This window comes from Modestobacter sp. SYSU DS0875 (genome assembly GCF_054050915.1).
In genome coordinates, this window is the sequence record NZ_JBJHAH010000020.1 from 48,298 (window position 1) to 67,967 (window position 19,670).

Below are 19,670 nucleotides of genomic sequence, written 5' to 3' on the forward strand. Positions count from 1 at the left end.
CTCAGTTCGACGGGCCGGGCAGCCGCATCGGCAGGTGCCGGATGCCGTCCTCGTCGTAGTCCGGGCCGGACCGGCGGAAGCCGAACCGCTCGTACCAGCCCTCCAGGTACGCCTGCGCGCCGATGTCGATGGTGCGGCCCTCGCACAGTTCGATGCCCCGCTCGATCAACCGGGCGGACAGCCCGCGACCCCGGGCGCCGATCGCGGTGGCGACCCGGCCGATCGCCCGGTCCCCGCCGTTGTGCAGCACCCGGATCGTCGACAGCACCGCGCCGTCGACGTCCTCGAACCAGAGGTGCTGCGTGGTGGGCTCGGTGTCCCGGCCGTCCAGCTCCGGATAGGGGCAGGCCTGCTCGACGACGAAGACGTCGACCCGTAGCCGGAGGATCCCGTAGAGCTCGGCCGGGGTCAGCTCGGCGAAGCGGGCGGTGCGCATCACGGGGGCGTCGGTCACCAGGGCATGGTGCCGGTCCCCCGCGGGCGCAGCTCGGGCGGCCTGGTCAGCTGCCGGCGGCGTACTGCGCGGCGACCTCGTTCGCCGACATCTCCGACAGGTGGAAGCTGGCGTGCGCGAGCGAGCCCGTGAACCAGTAGCTGGTGGGGGCGTCCGGCCAGGTGTTGATGTTGTCGAAGCCGATGCGCCAGTAGCCGGTGAAGTTCTCCGCGGAGACCCCGGTCCGCGCGCCCACCAGTTCGCCGTCCACGTACAGGCGCATCCCGTTGCCCGGTGACAGCGTCGCGGTCATCAGGTGCCACGCGCCGTCGTTGTAGGGGCGCGGCGAGGTGACCGTGGCGATCGTCCCGTTGTAGACGCCGAAGACGAGCCGACCGGTGTTCGTCATGTAGACGTGCCGGTCGTAGGCGCTGGACTGGTCCCCGTTCGTCCCGTTGCCGAAGCCGACCAGCTTGCCGCCCTGGCCGGTGGTGGTGCGGAACCAGAGCTGGACCGTGAAGGTCTGCGGGTTGGTGATCGGGTACGAGGTGTACATCTGCCCGCGGCCGTCGAGCTGGATCGCCCGGGTGCCGTTGGCGCCGCAGCCCGCCGGGCCGCTCGAGGAGCTGTAGACGGTCCCGGCGTACCGGCCGTTGGCCACCGAGCCGGCGGTGCCGCTGTTGTAGGCCACCGATCCGCTGGTCTCCTGCAGCGGGAAGTACCCCGGGGCGGCTGCCCCGGCTCCCGCGCAGGAGAAGTACCGGGCGGCGGTGAAGGCGTTGGCGTGGTTCGCGGTGCTCGCAGTGAACACCGCGCCCGCGGTACCCGGCCAGGCCGCGACCAGCAGTGCGGCGCCGGCAGCTGCCGCGGCAGCCCGCCCCCGCCGGGACCGCAGCGGGCGCCGGCCCCCGCGGCCGGCGCCGCCGGCACCGGGCGGGCGGGGCTGCGCCCCGGCTGAGCGGTGGAGGCGGGCCACCGCAAGCAGCCCGGCCAGGCCGAGTGCTGTCGCGCCGAGCGGCAGCCAGCGGCCCTCGGCGGCCCACAGGACCGGCAGGCCCAAGGAGGGCAGCCGGAGCGTCCCGACACCGTGCACGGCAGCCGGGTCGACCAGCGTCCCGTCCGGCTGCGGGTTGGCGTCGCCCCGCAGGCGCAACCCGCCGGACTCCACCGCCACGAGGCGGTGCAGCCGGAGCTGCCCCGGGGAGTCGGGGTCGTCGACCAGCAGGACCTGACCGGGAGTGAGCTCGGGGATGTCGACGGGGCGGACGACGGCGACGTCACCGGCCTCGACGGCCGGCGACATCGACCCCGACATCACCACGGTCGACTGCCACCCGGCAACGACCGGCAGCACGGAGGCCAGCAGCAGGAGGACCAGGACCCCGAGCGTCGTGCGGGCCAGCAGGGTGAGGGCACGGGCGGCCAGCGACGGCCGACGGGTGTGCTGCGTCATCGGCTGTGCGCCTCCCAGACGAGAGTCGCGGTGGCCGACCCACCCTGGACGGTCAGCGGCGTGCCCGCAGGCAGCGTGTACTTGACCTCGTAGGTCCGCTGCTCGGCGGAGGTGCCCGTGGTGTCCCAGCCGCCCCGACCCCTCGCCCAGTCGTCGGCGGGGAAGGCGCTGAGCGTCCCGTCGTACACGGTGTTCTGGGAGCGGAAGGACGAGCAGCCCGAACCCCCCGGGCCGGCGAAGGTCCCGCCGGTGCCCGAGCGCACGGTCAGCCGCAGGTGGTCGGCGAGGCCCTTGCGGCTGGACACACCGGTGACGTAGAGGCGGACGGTCGCCGGGAGAGTGCCCTGGGAGGTCACCACGATGCACCGCCGGTCGCTCGCCCCCGGCTTCAGCCCGTCGACGGTGAACAGCGTGCCCTCGGCGTCGTCGTCGGTCAGCGTGACCGTCCCGGTGCTGATCGTGGGCAGGGCGTGGGCCGGAGTGGTCGCGGTGAACCCGGCGTACGAGGACTGCCAGACCAGGGCGGTGGCCAGCGCCAGCGCCGCCACCGCGCAGCCGACCACGCCGTGCCTGGCCCGGCCGTGCCGGAGGAGAAGGCTGCGCATCCGGGGTCTCCGCGGGTTCGGGACGCCGCACGGTGCGCGGTCGTCTGAACCCGGACAGTAAGGACGTCGACGCTGGAGAGACAGGCGTGCGGCCACCTCCTCACTCCGCCGGGTGAACGGGGTCGAGGACCGGTGTTAGCGTCGGAGTCCTGACACGGGGTGTCCCGCCCGGGACTGAGATCACACCCGTCGAACCTGCTCCAGTTCGCACTGGCGAAGGGATGTCACCGCGTGGACGCCATCTCCCTGCGCACCGCCCGCGAGGCGCTGCGCGACACCGCACCCCTGGTGCACTGCCTCACCAACACCGTGGTGCAGACGATCACCGCCAACGCGCTGCTCGCCGTGGGCGCGGCCCCGGCGATGGTCGACGACCCGGCCGAGGCCGGCGAGTTCGCCGCCGTCGCCTCCGCGGTGCTGGTCAACGTGGGCACCGTCTCCCAGCGGACCGCCGACGCGATGCGCCTGGCCGCTCGTGCCGCCGGCGAGGCGGGGACCCCGTGGGTGCTCGACCCGGTCGCCGTCGGGGGGCTCGGGTTCCGCACCGCCCTCGCCGCCGACCTGGTCGAGCTGCGGCCCACGGTCGTCCGCGGCAACGCCTCCGAGGTGCTCGCCCTGGCCGGTGCCGGGGCCGGCGGACGCGGTGTCGACAGCACCGCCGCCCCCGACGACGCCGTGGAGGTCGCCGCCTCCCTGGCCCGGCGCACCGGCGGGGTGGTGGCGGTCAGCGGTCCGGTCGACGTCGTCACCGACGGTGAGCGCACGCTGCGCGTCGGCGGCGGCTCGGTCCTGCTCACCCGCACCACCGGCGCCGGGTGCGCGCTGGGCGCGCTGACCGCCGCCTACGTCGCCGCCACCGGCGACCCGCTGCTGGGCACCGTCGCCGCCCACGCGCACGTGGCGCTGGCCGCCGAGGTCGCCGCCGACCTCGCCGACGGGCCGGGCACCTTCGCCCCGCAGTGGCTCGACGCGCTCGACGCCCTCGACGGCGAGGCGCTCACCCGCGCCGACGTCCGCGCCGCCTGATGCGACGCGCCTTCGACCCCACGCTGTACCTGGTCACCGACACCCTGCTCTGCGCACCCCGGTCGGTGCCGGAGGTGGTGGCCGCCGCGGTGGCCGGCGGGGTGACCGCCGTCCAGGTGCGGGACAAGACCGCCAGCCGGCGGGACCTGCTGGCGCTCACCCGCGCTGTCCAGGCGGTGCTCGCCCCCACCCCACGGGTGCGGTTGTTCGTGAACGACGCCGTCGACGTCGCGCTGCTCGCCGGCGCCGACGGGGTGCACGTCGGCCAGGACGACCTCCCGCCCGGCGAGGTGCGCACCCTGCTCGGCACCGATGCCCTGGTCGGGGTCTCGGTGGGCAGCGACGCCGACCTCGACGGGGTGCTGGCCCTGCCGCCGGGCACGGTCGACGTGGTGGGGCTCAGCCCGGTGTGGGCCACCCCGACCAAGCCCGATGCCGGCCCGGGGCTCGGGTTGGCCGGCACCCGGTCGCTGACCGCCCGGGCGCACGCCGGCGGGATCGCCGCCGTCGCGATCGGCGGCATCTCCGCCGCGAACGCCGCCGAGGTGCGGGCGACCGGCGTCGACGGCGTCTGCGTCGTCTCCGGCATCTGCGCCGCCCCCGACCCCGCGGCCGCCGCCCGCGCGCTGCGGGCCACCCTGACCCAGGAGCTGATCGACCGATGACCGCCGCCGTCGCCCTCACCGTCGCCGGCTCCGACCCCAGCGGCGGCGCCGGCATCCAGGCCGACCTGAAGACGTTCAGCGCGCTGGGCGCCTACGGCACCACCGTGCTCACCGCGCTCACCGCGCAGAACACCCGCGGCGTCACCGGCGTGCACGGCGTGCCGGCGGAGTTCGTCGGCGAGCAGCTGCGCACTCTGTTCGCCGACGTGACGGTGCACGCCACCAAGCTCGGCATGCTCGGCACCGCCGAGGTGGTCCGCGAGGTGGCCGCCGCGCTGGCCGACCGGCCGGGCGGCCCGGTGGTGTGCGACCCGGTGATGGTGGCGACCAGCGGTGACCGGCTGATCTCCGAGGAGGCGGTCGCGGCCGTGCGCGCCGACCTGCTGCCGGTCAGTGACCTGATCACCCCGAACGTGCCCGAGGCCGCCGCCCTGCTGGACGTCGCCCCGGCCACGACGGTCGACGAGCTGCCCGGCCAGGCCCAGGCGCTGCTGGCGCTGGGGCCGGCCGCGGTGCTGCTCAAGGGCGGGCACCTGGGCGGGGGGGACGAGGGCCGCGAGTTCAGCACGGACGTGCTGGTCACCGCCGACGCGGTGGTCGAGACCCGGCGCCCGCGGGTGGCGACGACGTCGACGCACGGCACCGGCTGCACGCTCTCCTCCGCGCTGGCCGCGCTGGCCGCCCGCGAGCAGCAGGCGGGGCGGCCGGTGGACTGGGCGTCGCTGGTCGAGCGGGCGCGGGACTACCTGCAGGCCGCCCTGGCCGCCGGAGAGACACTGGGCGTCGGCTCCGGGCACGGCCCGGTGCACCACTTCGCCGGCTGGTGGTGAGGGCCGGCTGGTGGTGAGCGCTCAGCTCTCCGCGTCGAGCACCTGGCGCAGCACCCGGGCGGCCAGCTGGTCGCCGCCCTCGGCCCCGCGCAGCAGCTGCTCGATGGCGCCGTCGACGTCGCCCTGGTCCAGCAGCAGCACGCCCAGGTCGTGGTGGCAGTGCAGGTCGCCGGCGTCGATGCCCGCCCGGTAGGCGGCCGCGGCCGCGACCGGGTGGTCGAACTCCTCGGCCAGGAGGCTGCCCAGCGGTCGCCAGCTCTCCTCCTCGCTGCGCAGCGCCCCGGCCTCGAGCACGCTGCGCGCCTCCTCCAGCCGGCCGGCGGTGCGCAGCAGGTCGGCCAGGTCGACCCGGGTGGAGGGGTGCCGGTCGGCGCCGGCCCGCAGCTCGCCCTCCAGCGCCGGGTCGCGCGTCTCGTCCCACCGCCAGCAGGCCAGCACGGCCCGCGCGTGGGCGTCGCCGGCGTCGACGGCCCGCTGCAGCCAGGCCTGCGCGTCGGCCAGGTCGCCGTCCTCGCGCAGCGACCAGGCCAGCTGGGCGGCGGCGTCGGGGTCACCGAGCTCCGCGCCGCGACGGAACGCGGCCCGGGCCGCCTCACACTGCCCCTGCTCCAGCTGGGCGGTGCCGAGGGTGGCCCAGGCGGCGCGGTCGCCGGCGGCCAGCGCCTCCCGGGCGGCCTCCTCGGCGTCGGCCCACCGTTCCACGTGCAACAACGCGATCGCCAGGTTGAGCCAGGCGTCGTCCTCACCGTCGGCCGCGGCCCGCTGGTAGGCGTGCACCGCCTCGTCCCAGCGCCGCAGCTCGGCCAGGCTGTTGCCCAGGTTGAACCAGGCCAGCGCCGAGCCGCGCACGGCGGCCCGGCCGAACGCGACCACCGCGGCTGCGTGGTCCCCGGCCTCGGCCAGGTCGCAGCCACGGTTGATGAGGTCGTCGATCTCGGCCTCCGCCGCGCCGTCCCGGGTCATGCGGGCAGTCTGGGGTGGCTCCCGGCCGTCCGTCGACCGCCTGCGCACCCGGACTGACCAGTCCGGGGGATCCGCCAGTTCCACCCGTCCGCCGGGCCTTCCTCGGCACTGTGCGCCTGCTGCACGTGCTGCAGCCGGGCCTCAGCCGGTCCAGTCCGGCGGGTCGCCGGGGGCGAGGTCCGGGTCGTCGGCGGCCAGGGTGCGGACCGGCCCGGGCGCCGTCCGCGGTCCCTCGAAGCGGACGGTCACCCGGTTCAGCCCGCTGCCCCAGACCCAGCCGGCACCGAGCCCGGCGTGGACGACGTCCTGACCGGGGTACCAGGTCACGGCCGCGGGCCGGTGCTCGACCGGTTCGGGCTCGGGCGCCTGCTCGACGACCGGCGCCGCCGGTTCCGGGTCACGCTCGGCGAACAGGTCGCCCTGGGCGTAGGGCGACAGCCCCGAGACACCGACGCCGAGCAGCCGCACCCCACCACTGCGGTCCACCCCCGCCAGCAGCCGGTGGGCGACCTCGGCGATCTGCCGCGGCTCGTCCAGCGCATGCGCCAGCGTCTGGGAACGGGTCAGCGTCGAGTAGTCGAACCGGCGCACCTTGAGGGTGACCGTGCGCCCGGAGGTGCCCGAGCGCTGCAGCCGGGTGCCCACCCGCACCGCGAGCGCCTCGATCTCCGCCGCCAGCCGCGCGGGGTCGGTGAGGTCGCGGGCGAAGGTCTCCTCCGCGCTGACCGACTTCGCCTCCCGGTCGGCCACCACCGGGCGGTCGTCGTCGGCGCGGGCCAGCCGGTGGAGGCCGGTGCCGTGCGCCTGGCCGACCAGGCTGGTCAGGTCGACCAGCGACAGCCGGTGCAGCTCGCCGACGGTGGTCACCTTGATGCTGGCCAGCCGCTCGGCGGTGGCCGGGCCCACCCCGCCCAGGCTGCGCACCGGCAGCGGGTGCAGCACCTCGAGCTCGGAGCCGGGCGGGACGACGGTGAGCCCGTCGGGCTTGTCCAGCTCGGAGCCGATCTTCGCCAGCGACTTGGAGGTGGCCACGCCGACCGAGCCGGTGACCCCGCCGGTGGCCGCGGCGATGCGGGCCTTCAGGTCGCGGGCCAGCGTGGTGACGCCGGCGACGGACAGGTCGTGCCCGCCGGCGGCCAGGTCGACGTAGGCCTCGTCGATGGAGACCGGCTCCACCAGCGGGGAGAGCTCGCGGAGCAGGCCCATGACCACCTCCGACGTGCGCCGGTAGGCGGCGAACCGGCCGCCGAGGAAAGCGGTGCCGGGTGGGCAGAGCCGGCGGGCCTCGGCGGTGGACATGGCGCTGCGGGCGCCGAACGCCCGGGCCTCGTAGGAGGCGGTGGCGACGACGCCGCGGCCGCCGGTGCCGCCGACGACCACCGGCCGCCCGCGCAACGAGGGCTTGTCGCGCTGCTCGACGGCGGCGAAGAAGGCGTCGAGGTCCAGGTGCAGGATGCTCGCTTCGCGCCGCACGCCGTCCCCACCTCCCTCCGCCCGGGAACACGCCGGCCCGCCGCGGGGCTGCTCCCCCGGGGATCCATCATCTCCCCGACCGACCGAGCACGAGGAGCGACGAGGGCATGACCGAGCAGAGCCAGTGGGTGCAGATCACGCAGGCCGACCCGGAGCACTCGGAGCGGTACGCCGAGCGGTTCCGGGTGATGGCCGCCCAGGGCGCCGACCTGGCCGGCGAGGCGCGGCTGGTCGACGCGTTCCTGCCGCGCGGCGCGCGGGTGCTCGACGCCGGCTGCGGCCCGGGCCGGGTGGGGGCGTTCCTGGCCGGTGCCGGGCACGAGGTGGTCGGGGTGGACGTCGACCCGGTGCTGATCGCGGCCGCCGAGGCCGACCACCCGGGCCCGCGGTGGCTGGTCGGCGACCTGGCGGAGCTGGAGCTGCCCGACCGCTTCGACGGCATCGTCTGTGCGGGCAACGTGATGGCCTTCCTGGCCCCCAGCACCCGCGGCACGGTGCTCGCGCGGTTCGCCGCCCACCTGGCCGAGGGCGGCCGCGCGGCGATCGGTTTCGGCGCCGGCCGGGGGTACGCCTTCGACGACTTCCTCGACGACGTCCGGGCCGCCGGGCTCGTGCCGGACCTGCTGCTGTCCACCTGGGACCTGCGGCCGTTCACGCCGGAGTCGGACTTCCTGGTCGCGGTGCTGCGGACGGGGTAGGACGGCGGCATGACCCACCTGCCCGACCCCGCCACGCTCTCCCGCCGGGACGACCAGCCCACCGCGGGGCGCACCCGGTTCGTCGCCACCGGAGCGCAGACGCGCGGGGACTTCGGGCTGTTCGAGGTGACCATGCCGCCGGGCGGCAGCGGGCCGGGGCCGCACCTGCACCGCACGTTCAGCGAGGCGTTCCACGTGCTGGAGGGCTCGCTGGCTGTGCTGGCGAACGGGCAGTGGACGACCGCGCACGCCGGGGACCTGCTCTACGTGCCGCGGTCGGGGGTGCACGCCTTCCGGTCGGTCGGGCCGGACGTCGGCGCCCGGTTCCTCATCCTGTTCACCCCGGGCATCCCGCGGGAGGACTACTTCACCGGGCTGCTGGAGCTGCACGCCGGCGGCCGCACGCCGACGACGGCGGAGATCGACGCCTTCGCCCTCCGGCACGACCAGCTCAACCTGCGCGACTGACCGGCGTGCCGCTGCTCACCGTGGGCCACGGGCCCGACGACCGCGCACGCCTGGGCGACCGGCTGCGGACCGCCGGGATCGCCGAGCTGGTCGACGTGCGCCGCTTCCCCGGCAGCCGGGTGAACCCCGACGTCCGGCGGGAAGCGCTGGAGGCCTGGCTGCCGGAGCTGGACGTGGCCTACCGCTGGGAGCCGCGGCTGGGCGGCCGACGGCGGCTGCCCCCGGACGGGCCGGTCGTCGACGACTGGTGGACCGTGGCGCAGTTCGCCGCCTATGCCGCGCACACCCGGACGGCGGAGTTCGCGACGGCGCTGGACGAGGTGCTCACCGCCGCCGGGGACCGGGTCGTCGCGGTGATGTGCAGCGAGAGCGTGTGGTGGCGCTGCCACCGGCGACTCGTCGCCGACGTCGCCGTCCTGGCGCACGGGGCACCGGTGCACCACCTGATGCCCGACGGCCGGCTGGCACCGCACCGGCCGGCCGAGGGCGCGGTGCTCGGGGACGACGGCGCGGTGCGCTGGCCAGCCCGGTCCTGACCGGGCCGGCCGGGGGGTCAGCCCTGGCGGCCGCGCCCGTTGTTGCCGCTGCCGCTGCCGCTGCCGTTGCCGTTCTGCTCCACGACCGCCTGCTGCGGAGCGACCTCGGCGGCCTCCTCGGCCGGCGCGGGAGCCGGCGCGGGGGCCGGCGCGGGGGCCGGGGCAGGGTCCTTCTTGCCGCCGCCGTTCTGCCGGGCAGCCGAGGAGACGGCCTGACCGTGCTCGCGCCCGGAGTCGAAGCTCTGGTGGGCCACCTCGGAGACCGCCTCACCGTGGTTCGGCGACGTCCCGGCGTCCTCGTCGGTGCCGGGCGCGGGAGCGACGGGCTCGTCGACGGCCGGCTCGGTGACCAGGGACTCGTCCTCGACCGGGGCCTCGGTGGTGGGGGCCTCGGTGGTGGGGGCCTCGGTGGTGGGGGCCTCGGTGATCGGGTCGGCGGGCGCGGCAGGCTCCTCGGTGGTGACTGCCTCGACCGTCGTGTCCGGCGCGGTCACCGACGTGCTGTCCGAGGCGGACTGCACCACCTGGGTGGTGGCGGCCGCACCTCCACCGGCGACCACGACGGCGGCGGCGCCCGCGGTGAGCTTCACGCCCAGGCCCGCCGAGGCGACCTTGGTGAGCAGGGCAGGGACCAGTCCGAGCATGGGGCACTCCTCATCGAGAACGAACGTTCTCGGAACTGATCGGCAGCTCCGCCGGCACCTTGAGGCCGATCACCCGATCGGCTGGCCGGAGCGACCCGGAGGTCAGCGGTAGTTGACCCTCACCAACCCGTTGTGCACCGAGATCGACCCGCCGTAGAAGAGCTGGACCGTTCGCCCACGGACCAGCTGCGCAGGCAGCATCGGGTAGAAAAGGCGACCCCGCTCCCAACCCTGCGCCACCCAGGCGTCCCGGATCGGCCCGGGCACGAAGTGCACGAGAGCCTGGTAGCCGCGTTGGACCGGGCCTCGGGCGTAGGCGGACCCGCCCTGGAAGTGCTGACCACAGCCGTCGTCGAGCAGGCCGCAGAACACGTCGGACGTCGGGTAACCCATCGCCCCGCGCTCGTAGCCCTGCTTCGACCACTCGTCGACGATCGCCCTCGGGATCACGAACGTCCCGGCCGGCGAGGAGTAGATGGACCCGCCGGTGTAGTGCTGGCCGCAGCCGCCGTCCTTGAGCCCGCAGAAGACGCCGGACCGCGGGTAGCCGAGGAAGCCCCGCTCCCAGCCCTGCCGGGCGTAGGCGTCCCGAAGGCGCCCGGCACGACCAGCGGGGGCGCGCCGGGGGTGGGGTAGATCGACCCGCGCTGGAAGTGCTGCGCCGTCCCGGCGCCGATCGAGAAGGCCTCGCTGGTGGGCAGGCCGATGCCACGCTCCCAGCCCTGGGCGGCCCAGCGGTCGCGGATCCCGGCGGACACCGCGAACGCGCCGGCCGGGGAGGAGTAGATCGACCCACCCTGGAAGTGCTGACCGCAGCCGCCGCCGGCCAGCCCGCAGAAGGTGTCCCTCGTCGGGTAGCCCAGCCAGCCGCGCTCCCATCCGCCGGCGCCCCACCGGTTGCGGACGACGCCGTTCAGGACGGCGACCGTCGGCGTCCTCGGGCTGGAGTAGACGCCGCCCCGCTGGAAGCGCTGCCTGGGCACGAGTGCACCTGTGTGCGCCGTGTGAGCGGGAAGGTAGTGCGCCCGGTGGCCCCGCAACCCCGACCGCCGGACCTGCGGCGTCGCGTTCGCGCAGGTCAGCGGCGGATCGAGGGGGATGCGTCAGTTCGCCATGTCGACGAAGCGGCTGTAGTGGCCCTGGAAGGCGACAGTGACGTTCGCGGTGGGGCCGTTGCGGTGCTTGACCAGCATGATGTCGGCCTCGCCGGCCCGCGGGGACTCCTTCTCGTACATGTCCTCGCGGTGGATCATCATCACCATGTCGGCGTCCTGCTCGATCGAGCCGGACTCACGGAGGTCGGAGAGCATCGGCTTCTTGTCCTGACGCTGCTCGGAGCCACGGTTCAGCTGGCTCATCGCGATCACCGGGAGCTCGAGCTCCTTGGCCAGCAGCTTCAGCGCCCGGGAGAACTCCGAGACCTCCTGCTGGCGGCTCTCCACCTTCTTGCCCGAGGTCATCAGCTGCAGGTAGTCGATGACGATGAGCTTGAGGTCGTTGCGCTGCTTGAGCCGTCGCGCCTTGGCCCGGATCTCCATCATCGTCATGTTCGGTGAGTCGTCGATGTAGAGCGGGGCGTCGGCGATCTCGCCCATCCGGCGGGCCAGCTTCGACCAGTCCTCGTCGGAGAGCGTGCCGGCGCGCATGTGGTGCAGCGGCACCTTCGCCTCGGCCGACAGCAGACGCATGGTGATCTCGTGCTTGCTCATCTCCAGCGAGAAGATCGCGGCGGGCAGGTGGTGCTTCACCGTGGCCGACCGGGCGATGTCAAGACCTAAGGTGCTCTTGCCCACGCCAGGGCGGGCGGCGATGACGACCATCTGGCCGGCCTGCAGGCCGTTGGTCAGCTCGTCGAGGTCGCGGATGCCGGTGGGCACGCCGCGGGCCGTGCCACCGCGCGAGGCGATCGCGTCCAGCTCGTCCATGGTGGGCTGCAGGACGTCCTCGAGACGCGAGTAGTCCTCGCTCATCCGCTTCTCGGTGACGTCGTAGATCTCCTGCTGGGCGCGGTCGACGATGTCGTCGACGTCGCCCTTCCCGCCGGCCGCGCCGTAGCCCAGCTGCACCACCCGGGTGCCGGCCTCGACCAGCCGCCGGAGCACGGCCTGCTCGGCGACGATCGCCGCGTAGTAGCCGGCGTTCGCCGCGGTCGGCGTGGAGGCGATCAACGTGTGCAGGTAGACCGCGCCGCCCATCTTGGACAGCTGGTCGGTGCGGTTGAGCTCCGCGGCGACGGTGATCGCGTCGGCGGGCTCACCGCGCCCGTAGAGGTCGAGGATGACGTCGAAAATGATCTGGTGCGCCGGGCGGTAGAAGTCCGGCCCGGCCAGCACCTCCACGACGTCGGCGATCGCGTCCTTGCTCATCAGCATGCCGCCGAGCACCGACTGCTCGGCCGCGACGTCCTGAGGGGGCTGCCGGTCGTACTCCGGAGCCGTCGGCCTCGGCCGGCTGATGTCGTCGACGACCGCCACGCTGGATCCCCCTGTCCGCCGGCCCACGTCGGGACCGGCTGCTGCTGTGCACCTGGTGCTGACCGCACGACGGCGGCCCCCGCCGTGCGGGCGCCGACCGTCGGGTCGTTGCTACCGCCGGGCACCGACAGTTCGGTGCCCGGCGGCAGCTGGGGAGGACGTTAGGAAGCTGTCGGCCGCACGTCCAACACCGCTGTGCACGTCGATCTGCACAACTTGTGGACAAGTCGGTGGACGAGCGTGGTCGCCGTGTGGACGGCCCGGGGGACGACGGCTCGTCGTGTTCCGGCAACCCCCTCGTCACCTGCGGTGCAGCCCCACCCAGCCTGTGGACGGGAGAAAGTCCGACACTTCCCCGGCGCGGCGCACCGTCGGCGTGTCGTCGGCGTTCCCGCTGGTCACACGCGCATCGCGGGCACGGCGCGGCCCGGCGACGGCGCCCGCCCGCGTCGTCCCGGGCAGCGGGGCTGCGGCCGGCCGGTGAACGGTGCACGACGCCGGCCCACGTCGCGGCGCGACAGGCACGACGGCGGCGACGGCGGTGCGAGGGCCGCGGGGACCGCTTCCACGGCCGCCGCCGGGCCCCGTGCTCCCCACCCGCGGGGACCGTTGTGCACCGTGATGTCCACAGACTGTGGAGAAGTCGACACGGGACCGCGGTCGGCGCCCCCGGCGCGGCCTCCGGGGGCGGCGGCCTTGTGGACGGCGGGTGGACCGGCGGGTGGACGCACCCGGGCGACCGGCCGCGGAGACGCCACGAGGGGCGCCGGACCGGAGTCCGACGCCCCTCGTGGGCGGTGCTGTGTGCCGGCTGTGTCAGCCGGCGGGCCGATCAACCAGCGACGACGTCGAGGTTCACCGTTGCGGAGACCTCGGGGTGCACCCGCACCGTGACGGTGTGGGCGCCGGTCGTCTTGATGCTGCTCGGGATCTCGATCCGGCGACGGTCGAGCTCCGGGCCACCGGCGGCAGAGACCGCGGCGGCGACGTCGGCGGTGGTGATCCGGCCGAAGAGCCGGCCACCCTCGCCGGCGCGGGCCGGCAGCGTGACGGTCAGGCCGCCGAGCCGCGCGGCGATCGACTGGGCGTCTTCCAGCGACGCGACGTCGCGGGCGGCACGTGCCCGGCGCAGGCTGTCGACCTGCTTCTCGGCACCCCGGGTGGCGACGATCGCCAGCCCGCGGGGCAGGAGGTAGTTGCGGCCGTAGCCGCCCCTGACCTCGACGGTGTCGCCGGAGGACCCGAGACCGGTGACCTCCTGCGTCAGGATCAGCTTCATCGTGCTCATGATCAGCGCGCCGTGGAGGTGTAGGGCAGCAGGGCCATCTCGCGGCTGTTCTTCACGGCCACGGCGACGTCACGCTGGTGCTGGCTGCAGTTGCCGCTGACGCGGCGGGCACGGATCTTGCCGCGGTCGGAGATGAACTTCCGCAGCAGGGTCGTGTCCTTGTAGTCGATGTAGGTCGCCTTGTCCTTGCAGAACTGGCAGACCTTCTTCTTGGGCTTGCGCACAGGGGGCTTGGGCACTTGGGGTTCTCCTGGGAGATCAGTACTGGAGTTGTCGGCCCCGCTGCAGGGGCCCGCCGCGAGCGTGCGAGCGGTGGGGGGCAGCGGGGTCCTTCATCAGAAGGGCGGTTCGTCGGAGGACGCCGGCGGGGTGGACCAGGGGTCGCTCGCCCCGCCGCCGGAGAAGCCACCGCCACCGCCGCCGCCGCCGCCGAAGCCACCGCCACCGCCACCGTCGCTGCGCGCAGCGCGGGTGACCTTGGCCGTGGCGTACCGGAGGCTGGGGCCGATCTCGTCGACCTCGAGCTCGACGACGGTGCGCTTCTCGCCTTCCTTCGTCTCGAATGAGCGCTGCTTCAGGCGCCCCGAGACGATGACCCGCGAACCGCGGGTGAGCGACTCAGCGACGTTCTCCGCCGCCTGGCGCCAGACGTTGCACCGCAGGAACAGGGCCTCGCCGTCCTTCCACTCCTGCGACTGACGGTCGAAGGTGCGGGGCGTCGAGGCGACGGTGAAGTTGGCGACGGCGGCGCCGGACGGCGTGAACCGCAGCTCCGGGTCGGCCGTCAGGTTCCCGATGACGGTGATGACGGTCTCGCCGGCCATGGTCAGTGGACCTCGGGCCGCATCAGCTTCGTGCGGAGCACCGACTCGTTGAGGTTCAGCTGCCGGTCGAGCTCGGCGACGGCGGCCGGCTCGGCCTGGATGTCGACGATGGCGTAGATGCCCTCGACGTTCTTCTTGATCTCGTAGGACAGCCGGCGGCGGCCCCAGATCTCGGTCTTGACGGTGCCACCGGAGTTGGTGACGACGGTCAGGAACCGGTCCAGGCTGGGAGCGATGGTCCGCTCCTCGAGCTCAGGGTCGAGGATGATCATCAGTTCGTAGTTGCGCACGGAGAACCCCACCTCCTCTGGTCTCAGCGGCCGCAGCACATCTGCGGCAGGAGGGTCGTACATGCGTCGCGCGCCGGGCCTGCAGGCAGCAGGACAGACGCGCACCGGTCAGGCTACCAGCGCACGCGACACCACCGGTGCGTCGGACCGGCGATCTACGCTCCTCGGGTGGCTGAGCAGCTGATCGGCGTGCACGTCGGACCGGGCCTGACCGAGGCGAACGAGCTCGACGAGGGCGGCCCGCTGGCCCGGGCCGCGGAGCTGGACGCCGACGCCGTCCAGGTGTTCCTGGCCGACCCGCAGGGCTGGAAGGCGCCGAAGCCCCGCCCGGACGCCGACGCGCTGCTCGCCTCCGACGTCGCGGTCTTCGTGCACGCCCCGTACGTGCTCAACGTCGCCTCCACCAACAACCGGATCCGCATCCCCAGCCGCAAGCTCCTCGGGCAGCACGCCCAGGCCTCGGCGGCGATCGGCGCCCGCGGCATGGTGGTGCACGGCGGGCACGTGCTGGCCGCGGACGACCCGGCGGCCGGCGTCGACAACTGGCGCAAGACCTTCGCCCGGCAGGCCGACGACGGCGGGTTCGGCGTCCCGGTGCTGATCGAGAACACCGCCGGCGGCGACAACGCGATGGCCCGCGAGCTGGCCGCGGTGGGCCGGCTGTGGGAGGCGGTCGGGGCGTTCGGCGCCGGGTTCGTGCTCGACACCTGCCACGCCTGGGCAGCCGGCTGGGACCTGGCGAGCGTCGTCGACGACGTGCGTGCGGTCACGGGGCGCATCGACCTGGTGCACCTGAACAACAGCCGGGACCCGGCCGGCTCCGGCCGCGACCGGCACGCGCCGCTGGAGGCCGGGGAGATCCCGGTCGAGCTGCTGCTGCACGTCGCGCGGGAGGCCGGCTGCCCCGTCGTCCTGGAGACACCCGGGGACGCCGCGTCGCACGCGGCGGAGATCAGCCGGCTGCGGTCGACCCTGTCCTGACGGGGCGGTGCGCCCCGCCGGACCGCCGGGTGCGGCGCAGGACCACCCGGTCGACGGCGCCGTCCAGCACCCCACCGGCCGGGTCGTCGACCCCCGGCCAGCTGCGCCGCACCAGGTCCCGGTCCGGCTGCCACACCTCGCGGACCACCAGCACCATCAGGGCGACGATCGCGACGTCCCGCAGGACGACGGCGGTGTAGAACCACTCGACGCCGACCCCGCGGGCGTCGGAGCCGAGGTAGTACAGCATCGTCATCGCCCACACCAGCGCCTCGGTGGCCTGCCACGCCAGCAGCGAGCGCCACCGCGGCCGGGCCAGCACCGCCAGCGGCAGCAGCCAGAGTGCGTACTGCGGGCTGTACACCTTGTTCAGCAGCAGGAAGGCCGCGACCAGCAGGAACGCCAGCTGCGGCAGCCGGGGCCGCAGCGGGGCGGCCAGCGCCAGCCAGCAGACCCCGGCCGCGGCCAGCACCAGGACCACGGCCACCACGGTGTTCAGCTGCTCCGGCGCCTGCCCCTCGGCCAGCGGGCCGTCGAGGAACCGGTCGCCGGACCAGTCGATGAGCAGCGCCCAGATCGACTCCGGGTTGGCCGGGCGGGTGTCGCTGAGGGTGAAGAAGCGCGCCCAGTTCTCCGGCGCGGCCAGCGCCACCGGCACGTTCACCACCAGCCAGGCGACGCCGGCCGCGACGACGGTGGTGAGCCAGGCGCGCAGCCGGCCGGCCCGCAGGCAGAGCGCGAACAGCACCCCCAGCACGATCAGCGGGTAGAACTTCGCCGCCACCGCCAGCCCGAGCAGCACCCCGGCCGGCACCGGGTGGCGCCGGGCCCACGCCCACATGCCCAGGGTGGTGAGCGCGACGGCGAGCAGGTCCCAGTTGGTGAAGGCGTAGACGAACAGCACGGGGGACAGCGCCACCATCGCCGCGTCCCAGGGGCGCCGTCCGCTGAGCGCCAGCACGCCGCGGGTGACCAGCAGCGCCAGCACCGACAGCAGCAGCGCGGTGACGACGGTGAAGGAGAGCACCGGCACCGGGTCGGGCAGCAGCCCGGTGCCGCGAGCCAGCGCGTCGTACCCCCGGCCGAGGACGGCGGCCGCCTGCATCATCGCGCCGGTCAGCACCGGGTACTCGACGGCGGAGTCCAGGTAGGGCACCTGCCCCTCGGACAGCCCGCGGCTGCCGAACAGCGCGACGGCGTCGCTGTAGCAGAGGTGCGTGTACTGCTTGGAGCCACTCCAGTCGCCCGACGCGCACGGCGCCTGCTTCGCCCAGGCCGCCGCGAGCACGGTGACGGTGAAGAGCAGGCAGACCCGCAGCGGCGTCCAGAACCGGGCCCGGCCGGTGACCGCGTGCCGGCCCCAGGGCCCACCGACCGCCTCGCTCGCCTGGGCCACCACCGGGTCGGTCCAGGAGGGCACCACCCGGTCGGGCTGTCCGGACGCCTCGGGCCCAGATGCCGCGGGCCCGCCCCCCGGCTGGTCGGCCGGGACGGACGGGCCCGCGGAGGAGGTGCTCACACGGTCAGTCTGCCGGGGTGCTCACTGGTTCGTGCCGGGGACACCGGGGGCCGGCGGGACGGCGCCACCGCCACCCCCGGCACCACCGCCACCGGCGTCGCCACCCGTGTCCCCGCCGGTGTCCCCGCCGGTGCCGCCGCCACCGGCGTCCTCACCGGTGCCGCCGTCGTCCTCGCTCCCGGGCGGGGGAGCGACGGCCGAGGAGGAGGACGACGACGAGGACGACGGCGTCGAGCTGGGGGCCGGCGGCGGCACCGGTGCCCGGCTGGTCTGCACCGGGGCCGCCGACGTCTCGGCCGGGGTCGGCGTCGGCTCGGGCACGCCCTCCCCGGTGTCGCCCTTGATCAGGGCCCGGCTGGGCAGCTCCTCCACCGGGGTGCCGGCCAGGGCGGCGTTCATGAACTGCTGCCAGATCTCCCCGGGCAGCCCCGAGCCGTAGATGATCCGGCCCTGCACGTTCCTGATCGGCTCCAGCGCATCGCTGCCGACCCAGACCGCCGCGGACAGCGACGGCGTGTAGCCGACCATCCAGGCGTCGGAGTTGTCCTCGTCGTTGAGCCCCTGGGTGCCGGTCTTGGCCGCCACCGGCCGGTTGCCGTCCAACGGCAACCGCGAGCCCCTCGCGACGTCCTCCAGGGCGAAGGTCACGTCGCTGGCCACGTTGGGCTCGATGACCTGCTGCGCGGTGGCCGAGCCGTCCTTGGTCGCCAGCACCCCGCCGGCGCTGTCCCGGACCTCGGCGACGAAGTGCGGGTCGTGGCGCACCCCGCCGGCGGCGAAGGTCGCGAAACCGACGGCCTGGTCGATCGGGCGCATCTCGTACTGGCCGATGCCGATCGAGCCACCGGCGTTGCCGTTGCGGTCCGCCAGCACCGGCTGGTTGGCCAGCGCGCCGCCGGTCCACATCTCCGGCAGCCCGGTGGCCTGCAACGCGGTCTGCCGCACGTCCATCGGGCCGACCTCGTAGGCGAGCCCGTAGTACGTGGTGTTCAGCGACTTGGTCATCGCCTCCTTGAGCGTGCAGGCCGCGCACTGGGCGTTGCTGGAGTTGCGCACCGGCTGGGTGCGGTCCGGGAAGTTCTGCGGCGAGCTGCCGTCGCGGCGGGCGTCGACGCTGATCCCCCGCTCCAGCGCGGTGGCCAGCACGTAGGGCTTCATCGACGAGCCGGGCTGCCGCTGGGCCTGGGCGTAGTCGATGAACGGTGCGCCGTCCTCGCCGGGGACCCCACGGGCGTTGCCGTAATAGGCCACGACCCCGCCGGTCCGCGGGTCGACGGCGACCAGCGCCTCGCGGAGGTTCTCCGGCTCGCCGGCCATCACGTCGTTGACCGCGGCGACCGCGGCGTCCTGCTTGGCCTTGTCCAGGGTGGTGACGATCCGCAGGCCGGAGGACTCGACCGAGTCGTAGCCCATGTTCGACACCTCGCGCACCGCGGCGCGAGCCACCAGGCCCTCCGGGCCCTCCGGGTAGCCGAGATTGGAGCCGGTGTTGGGCAGCACGGCGGGGTACTGCGCGGCGGCGCGGGCCGCGGAGTCCAGCCAGCCCTCCTCGACCATGCCGTCGAGCACCCGGGCCCAGCGGTCCTGCGCGCCCTCGGGGTTGTTCTCCGGGTCGTAGGAGCTGGGGCTGCGCACCTGGACGGCGAGCACGGCACCCTGCTCGGCGGTGAGGTCGGCGGCCGTGACCCCGAAGAAGGTGTTCGCCGCCGCCTCGATGCCGTAGGCGCCGCGGCCGAAGTAGATGGTGTTCAGGTAGTTCTCCAGGATCTCCTTCTTGGAGTACTCGTTGTCCAGCTTGACGGCGAGGAAGAGCTCCTTGAACTTCCGGCTGAAGGTCTGCTCGGAGCTGAGGAAGGCGTTCTTCACGTACTGCTGGGTGATCGTGGAGCCACCCTGGGTGGAACCGCCGGTCAGGTTGTTCCACGCCGCCCGCAGGATCCCGGTGAAGGAGATGCCCGGGTCGGTGTAGAAGTCCCGGTTCTCCGCGGCGAGGATCGCGTTCTGGGCCGCCTCGGAGACCTGGTCCAGCGAGACGTCGGTGCGGTTGCCCTCGGCCTCGGCCAGGCGGGCCATCTCGGTGACGCCGTCGGAGTAGTAGACGACCGTCGTCTGCGCGTTCTGCACCGACTCGGGCGAGGGCACCTCGGTGGTCGCGTAGACGACGCCGACGAACACCCCCAGCAGCACCAGCAGGGTGGCGACGAGACCGGCGACGATCTTGAGCCATCGGCGACGGCGCTGCTTCCCGGTGCGCTTCTTCTTGCCACCACCCCCGCCACCGCGACCGCCCCTGGCCGTGGGCGGCCGGTTACCCGGCGGGCGGCCCCCACCACCGGAGGACGGGCGCCCGGAGGCCGGACGGGCACCCGCGGGCCGGCCGGGCGCCCCGGACCGGGGGGGGGGGGGGGGGGCCGCCGGGGGGGGGGGGGGGGGGGGGGGGGGGGGGGGGGGGGGGGGGGGGCGGGGGGGGGGGGGGGGGGGGGGGGGGGGGGGGCGGGGG

The 19,670-nt window shown here is 74.6% G+C and carries 21 protein-coding genes, 2 pseudogenes and 1 riboswitch; of the genes and pseudogenes, 7 read left to right on the forward strand and 16 right to left on the reverse strand.

What is annotated here, in order from left to right; translation table 11 throughout:
- Position 1: 1 nt before the first annotated feature.
- Genes ACI79Y_RS13375 through ACI79Y_RS13385 form a run of 3 tightly spaced genes read right to left on the reverse strand, consistent with a single transcriptional unit; the run spans position 2 to position 2,491 of the window.
- Positions 2–454 carry a GNAT family N-acetyltransferase gene (locus ACI79Y_RS13375; protein WP_457158945.1) on the reverse strand — a complete coding sequence of 151 codons (453 nt, stop codon included), beginning with the start codon at positions 452–454 and terminating at the stop codon, positions 2–4.
- A gap of 46 nt (positions 455–500) precedes the next feature.
- Entirely contained in the window at positions 501–1,886 is a 1,386-nt protein-coding gene (locus ACI79Y_RS13380; protein WP_457158946.1) for a LamG-like jellyroll fold domain-containing protein, read from the reverse strand.
- Positions 1,883–2,491: a hypothetical protein gene (locus ACI79Y_RS13385; RefSeq protein WP_457158947.1), complete on the reverse strand. Its 609-nt coding sequence runs from the start codon at positions 2,489–2,491 to the stop codon at positions 1,883–1,885. Before ACI79Y_RS13385 ends, ACI79Y_RS13380 begins: the two co-directional genes overlap by 4 nt.
- Before the next feature lie 145 nt (positions 2,492–2,636).
- Positions 2,637–2,730, forward strand: a riboswitch (TPP riboswitch).
- On the opposite strand from ACI79Y_RS13385, the gene thiM reads away from it, so the two are divergent.
- From thiM to thiD, 3 genes are all read left to right on the forward strand, one after another.
- Positions 2,723–3,517: a hydroxyethylthiazole kinase gene (thiM, locus tag ACI79Y_RS13390; protein WP_457158948.1), complete on the forward strand. Its 795-nt coding sequence runs from the start codon at positions 2,723–2,725 to the stop codon at positions 3,515–3,517. (Overlaps the previous riboswitch by 8 nt.)
- The gene (thiE, locus tag ACI79Y_RS13395; RefSeq protein WP_457158949.1) at positions 3,517–4,182 is read left to right on the forward strand and encodes a thiamine phosphate synthase; all 666 of its coding nucleotides are present in this window, start codon (positions 3,517–3,519) and stop codon (positions 4,180–4,182) included. The genes thiM and thiE overlap by 1 nt, the downstream gene beginning before the upstream one ends.
- The gene (gene thiD / locus ACI79Y_RS13400; protein WP_457158950.1) at positions 4,179–5,012 is read left to right on the forward strand and encodes a bifunctional hydroxymethylpyrimidine kinase/phosphomethylpyrimidine kinase; all 834 of its coding nucleotides are present in this window, start codon (positions 4,179–4,181) and stop codon (positions 5,010–5,012) included. The genes thiE and thiD overlap by 4 nt, the downstream gene beginning before the upstream one ends.
- A 21-nt stretch (positions 5,013–5,033) precedes the next feature.
- Here the strand turns inward: thiD and ACI79Y_RS13405 are convergent, their stop codons facing one another.
- Together ACI79Y_RS13405 and ACI79Y_RS13410 are read right to left on the reverse strand one after the other, a co-directional pair.
- Positions 5,034–5,975: a tetratricopeptide repeat protein gene (locus tag ACI79Y_RS13405; RefSeq protein WP_457158951.1), complete on the reverse strand. Its 942-nt coding sequence runs from the start codon at positions 5,973–5,975 to the stop codon at positions 5,034–5,036.
- 141 nt (positions 5,976–6,116) lie between these two features.
- On the reverse strand, positions 6,117–7,448 hold the full coding sequence (locus ACI79Y_RS13410) for a DNA polymerase IV (RefSeq protein WP_457158952.1): 1,332 nt from the start codon (positions 7,446–7,448) through the stop codon (positions 6,117–6,119).
- A gap of 107 nt (positions 7,449–7,555) precedes the next feature.
- On the opposite strand from ACI79Y_RS13410, the gene ACI79Y_RS13415 reads away from it, so the two are divergent.
- From ACI79Y_RS13415 to ACI79Y_RS13425, 3 genes are read left to right on the forward strand one after another with little or no spacing between them, the layout of a single operon-like run.
- Positions 7,556–8,146, forward strand: a complete 591-nt coding sequence (locus ACI79Y_RS13415; RefSeq protein WP_457158953.1) for a class I SAM-dependent methyltransferase — start codon at positions 7,556–7,558, stop codon at positions 8,144–8,146.
- Between the two features lie 9 nt (positions 8,147–8,155).
- Complete coding sequence (locus ACI79Y_RS13420) at positions 8,156–8,614, forward strand: cupin domain-containing protein (RefSeq protein WP_457158954.1); 459 nt, start codon at positions 8,156–8,158, stop codon at positions 8,612–8,614.
- A gap of 5 nt (positions 8,615–8,619) precedes the next feature.
- A complete protein-coding gene (locus ACI79Y_RS13425) occupies positions 8,620–9,150 on the forward strand; it encodes a DUF488 domain-containing protein (RefSeq protein WP_457158955.1) in 531 nt (176 codons plus the stop codon).
- Positions 9,151–9,167: 17 nt separating this feature from the next.
- Here ACI79Y_RS13425 and ACI79Y_RS13430 read toward each other — a convergent pair whose 3' ends face one another.
- The 9 genes and pseudogenes from ACI79Y_RS13430 to rpsF all read right to left on the reverse strand — a co-directional run bounded on the left by ACI79Y_RS13430 (position 9,168) and on the right by rpsF (position 14,670).
- Complete coding sequence (locus ACI79Y_RS13430; RefSeq protein ID WP_457158956.1) at positions 9,168–9,794, reverse strand: hypothetical protein; 627 nt, start codon at positions 9,792–9,794, stop codon at positions 9,168–9,170.
- A gap of 102 nt (positions 9,795–9,896) precedes the next feature.
- Positions 9,897–10,244, reverse strand: a complete 348-nt coding sequence (locus ACI79Y_RS13435; protein ID WP_457158964.1) for an LGFP repeat-containing protein — start codon at positions 10,242–10,244, stop codon at positions 9,897–9,899.
- A 6-nt stretch (positions 10,245–10,250) separates the two neighbouring features.
- A pseudogene (locus ACI79Y_RS13440) lies at positions 10,251–10,514 on the reverse strand (LGFP repeat-containing protein); the annotation flags it as partial.
- Positions 10,397–10,777, reverse strand: a pseudogene (locus ACI79Y_RS13445) (LGFP repeat-containing protein); the annotation flags it as partial. The pseudogenes ACI79Y_RS13445 and ACI79Y_RS13440, both read right to left, overlap by 118 nt.
- A 120-nt stretch (positions 10,778–10,897) precedes the next feature.
- The gene (gene dnaB, locus ACI79Y_RS13450) at positions 10,898–12,268 is read right to left on the reverse strand and encodes a replicative DNA helicase (RefSeq protein WP_457083511.1); all 1,371 of its coding nucleotides are present in this window, start codon (positions 12,266–12,268) and stop codon (positions 10,898–10,900) included.
- A gap of 832 nt (positions 12,269–13,100) precedes the next feature.
- Positions 13,101–13,547 carry a 50S ribosomal protein L9 gene (gene rplI / locus ACI79Y_RS13455; RefSeq protein ID WP_457158957.1) on the reverse strand — a complete coding sequence of 149 codons (447 nt, stop codon included), beginning with the start codon at positions 13,545–13,547 and terminating at the stop codon, positions 13,101–13,103.
- A gap of 11 nt (positions 13,548–13,558) precedes the next feature.
- Positions 13,559–13,795 carry a 30S ribosomal protein S18 gene (rpsR, locus tag ACI79Y_RS13460; RefSeq protein ID WP_089305905.1) on the reverse strand — a complete coding sequence of 79 codons (237 nt, stop codon included), beginning with the start codon at positions 13,793–13,795 and terminating at the stop codon, positions 13,559–13,561.
- A 96-nt stretch (positions 13,796–13,891) separates the two neighbouring features.
- Positions 13,892–14,380 carry a single-stranded DNA-binding protein gene (locus tag ACI79Y_RS13465; protein WP_457158958.1) on the reverse strand — a complete coding sequence of 163 codons (489 nt, stop codon included), beginning with the start codon at positions 14,378–14,380 and terminating at the stop codon, positions 13,892–13,894.
- Between the two features lie 2 nt (positions 14,381–14,382).
- Positions 14,383–14,670, reverse strand: coding sequence for a 30S ribosomal protein S6 (gene rpsF / locus ACI79Y_RS13470; protein ID WP_457158959.1), 288 nt, complete (start codon positions 14,668–14,670; stop codon positions 14,383–14,385).
- 168 nt (positions 14,671–14,838) lie between these two features.
- Between rpsF and ACI79Y_RS13475 the strand changes: the two genes are divergently transcribed.
- Entirely contained in the window at positions 14,839–15,651 is an 813-nt protein-coding gene (locus tag ACI79Y_RS13475) for a deoxyribonuclease IV (RefSeq protein ID WP_457158960.1), read from the forward strand.
- On the opposite strand, the gene ACI79Y_RS13480 is transcribed toward ACI79Y_RS13475, so the two are convergent.
- Both ACI79Y_RS13480 and ACI79Y_RS13485 read right to left on the reverse strand, forming a co-directional pair.
- Entirely contained in the window at positions 15,623–17,074 is a 1,452-nt protein-coding gene (locus ACI79Y_RS13480; RefSeq protein ID WP_457158961.1) for a glycosyltransferase family 87 protein, read from the reverse strand. The two genes, ACI79Y_RS13475 and ACI79Y_RS13480, sit on opposite strands and share 29 nt — an antisense overlap.
- A gap of 117 nt (positions 17,075–17,191) precedes the next feature.
- A complete protein-coding gene (locus ACI79Y_RS13485) occupies positions 17,192–19,357 on the reverse strand; it encodes a transglycosylase domain-containing protein (RefSeq protein WP_457158962.1) in 2,166 nt (721 codons plus the stop codon).
- Positions 19,358–19,670: the final 313 nt, after the last annotated feature.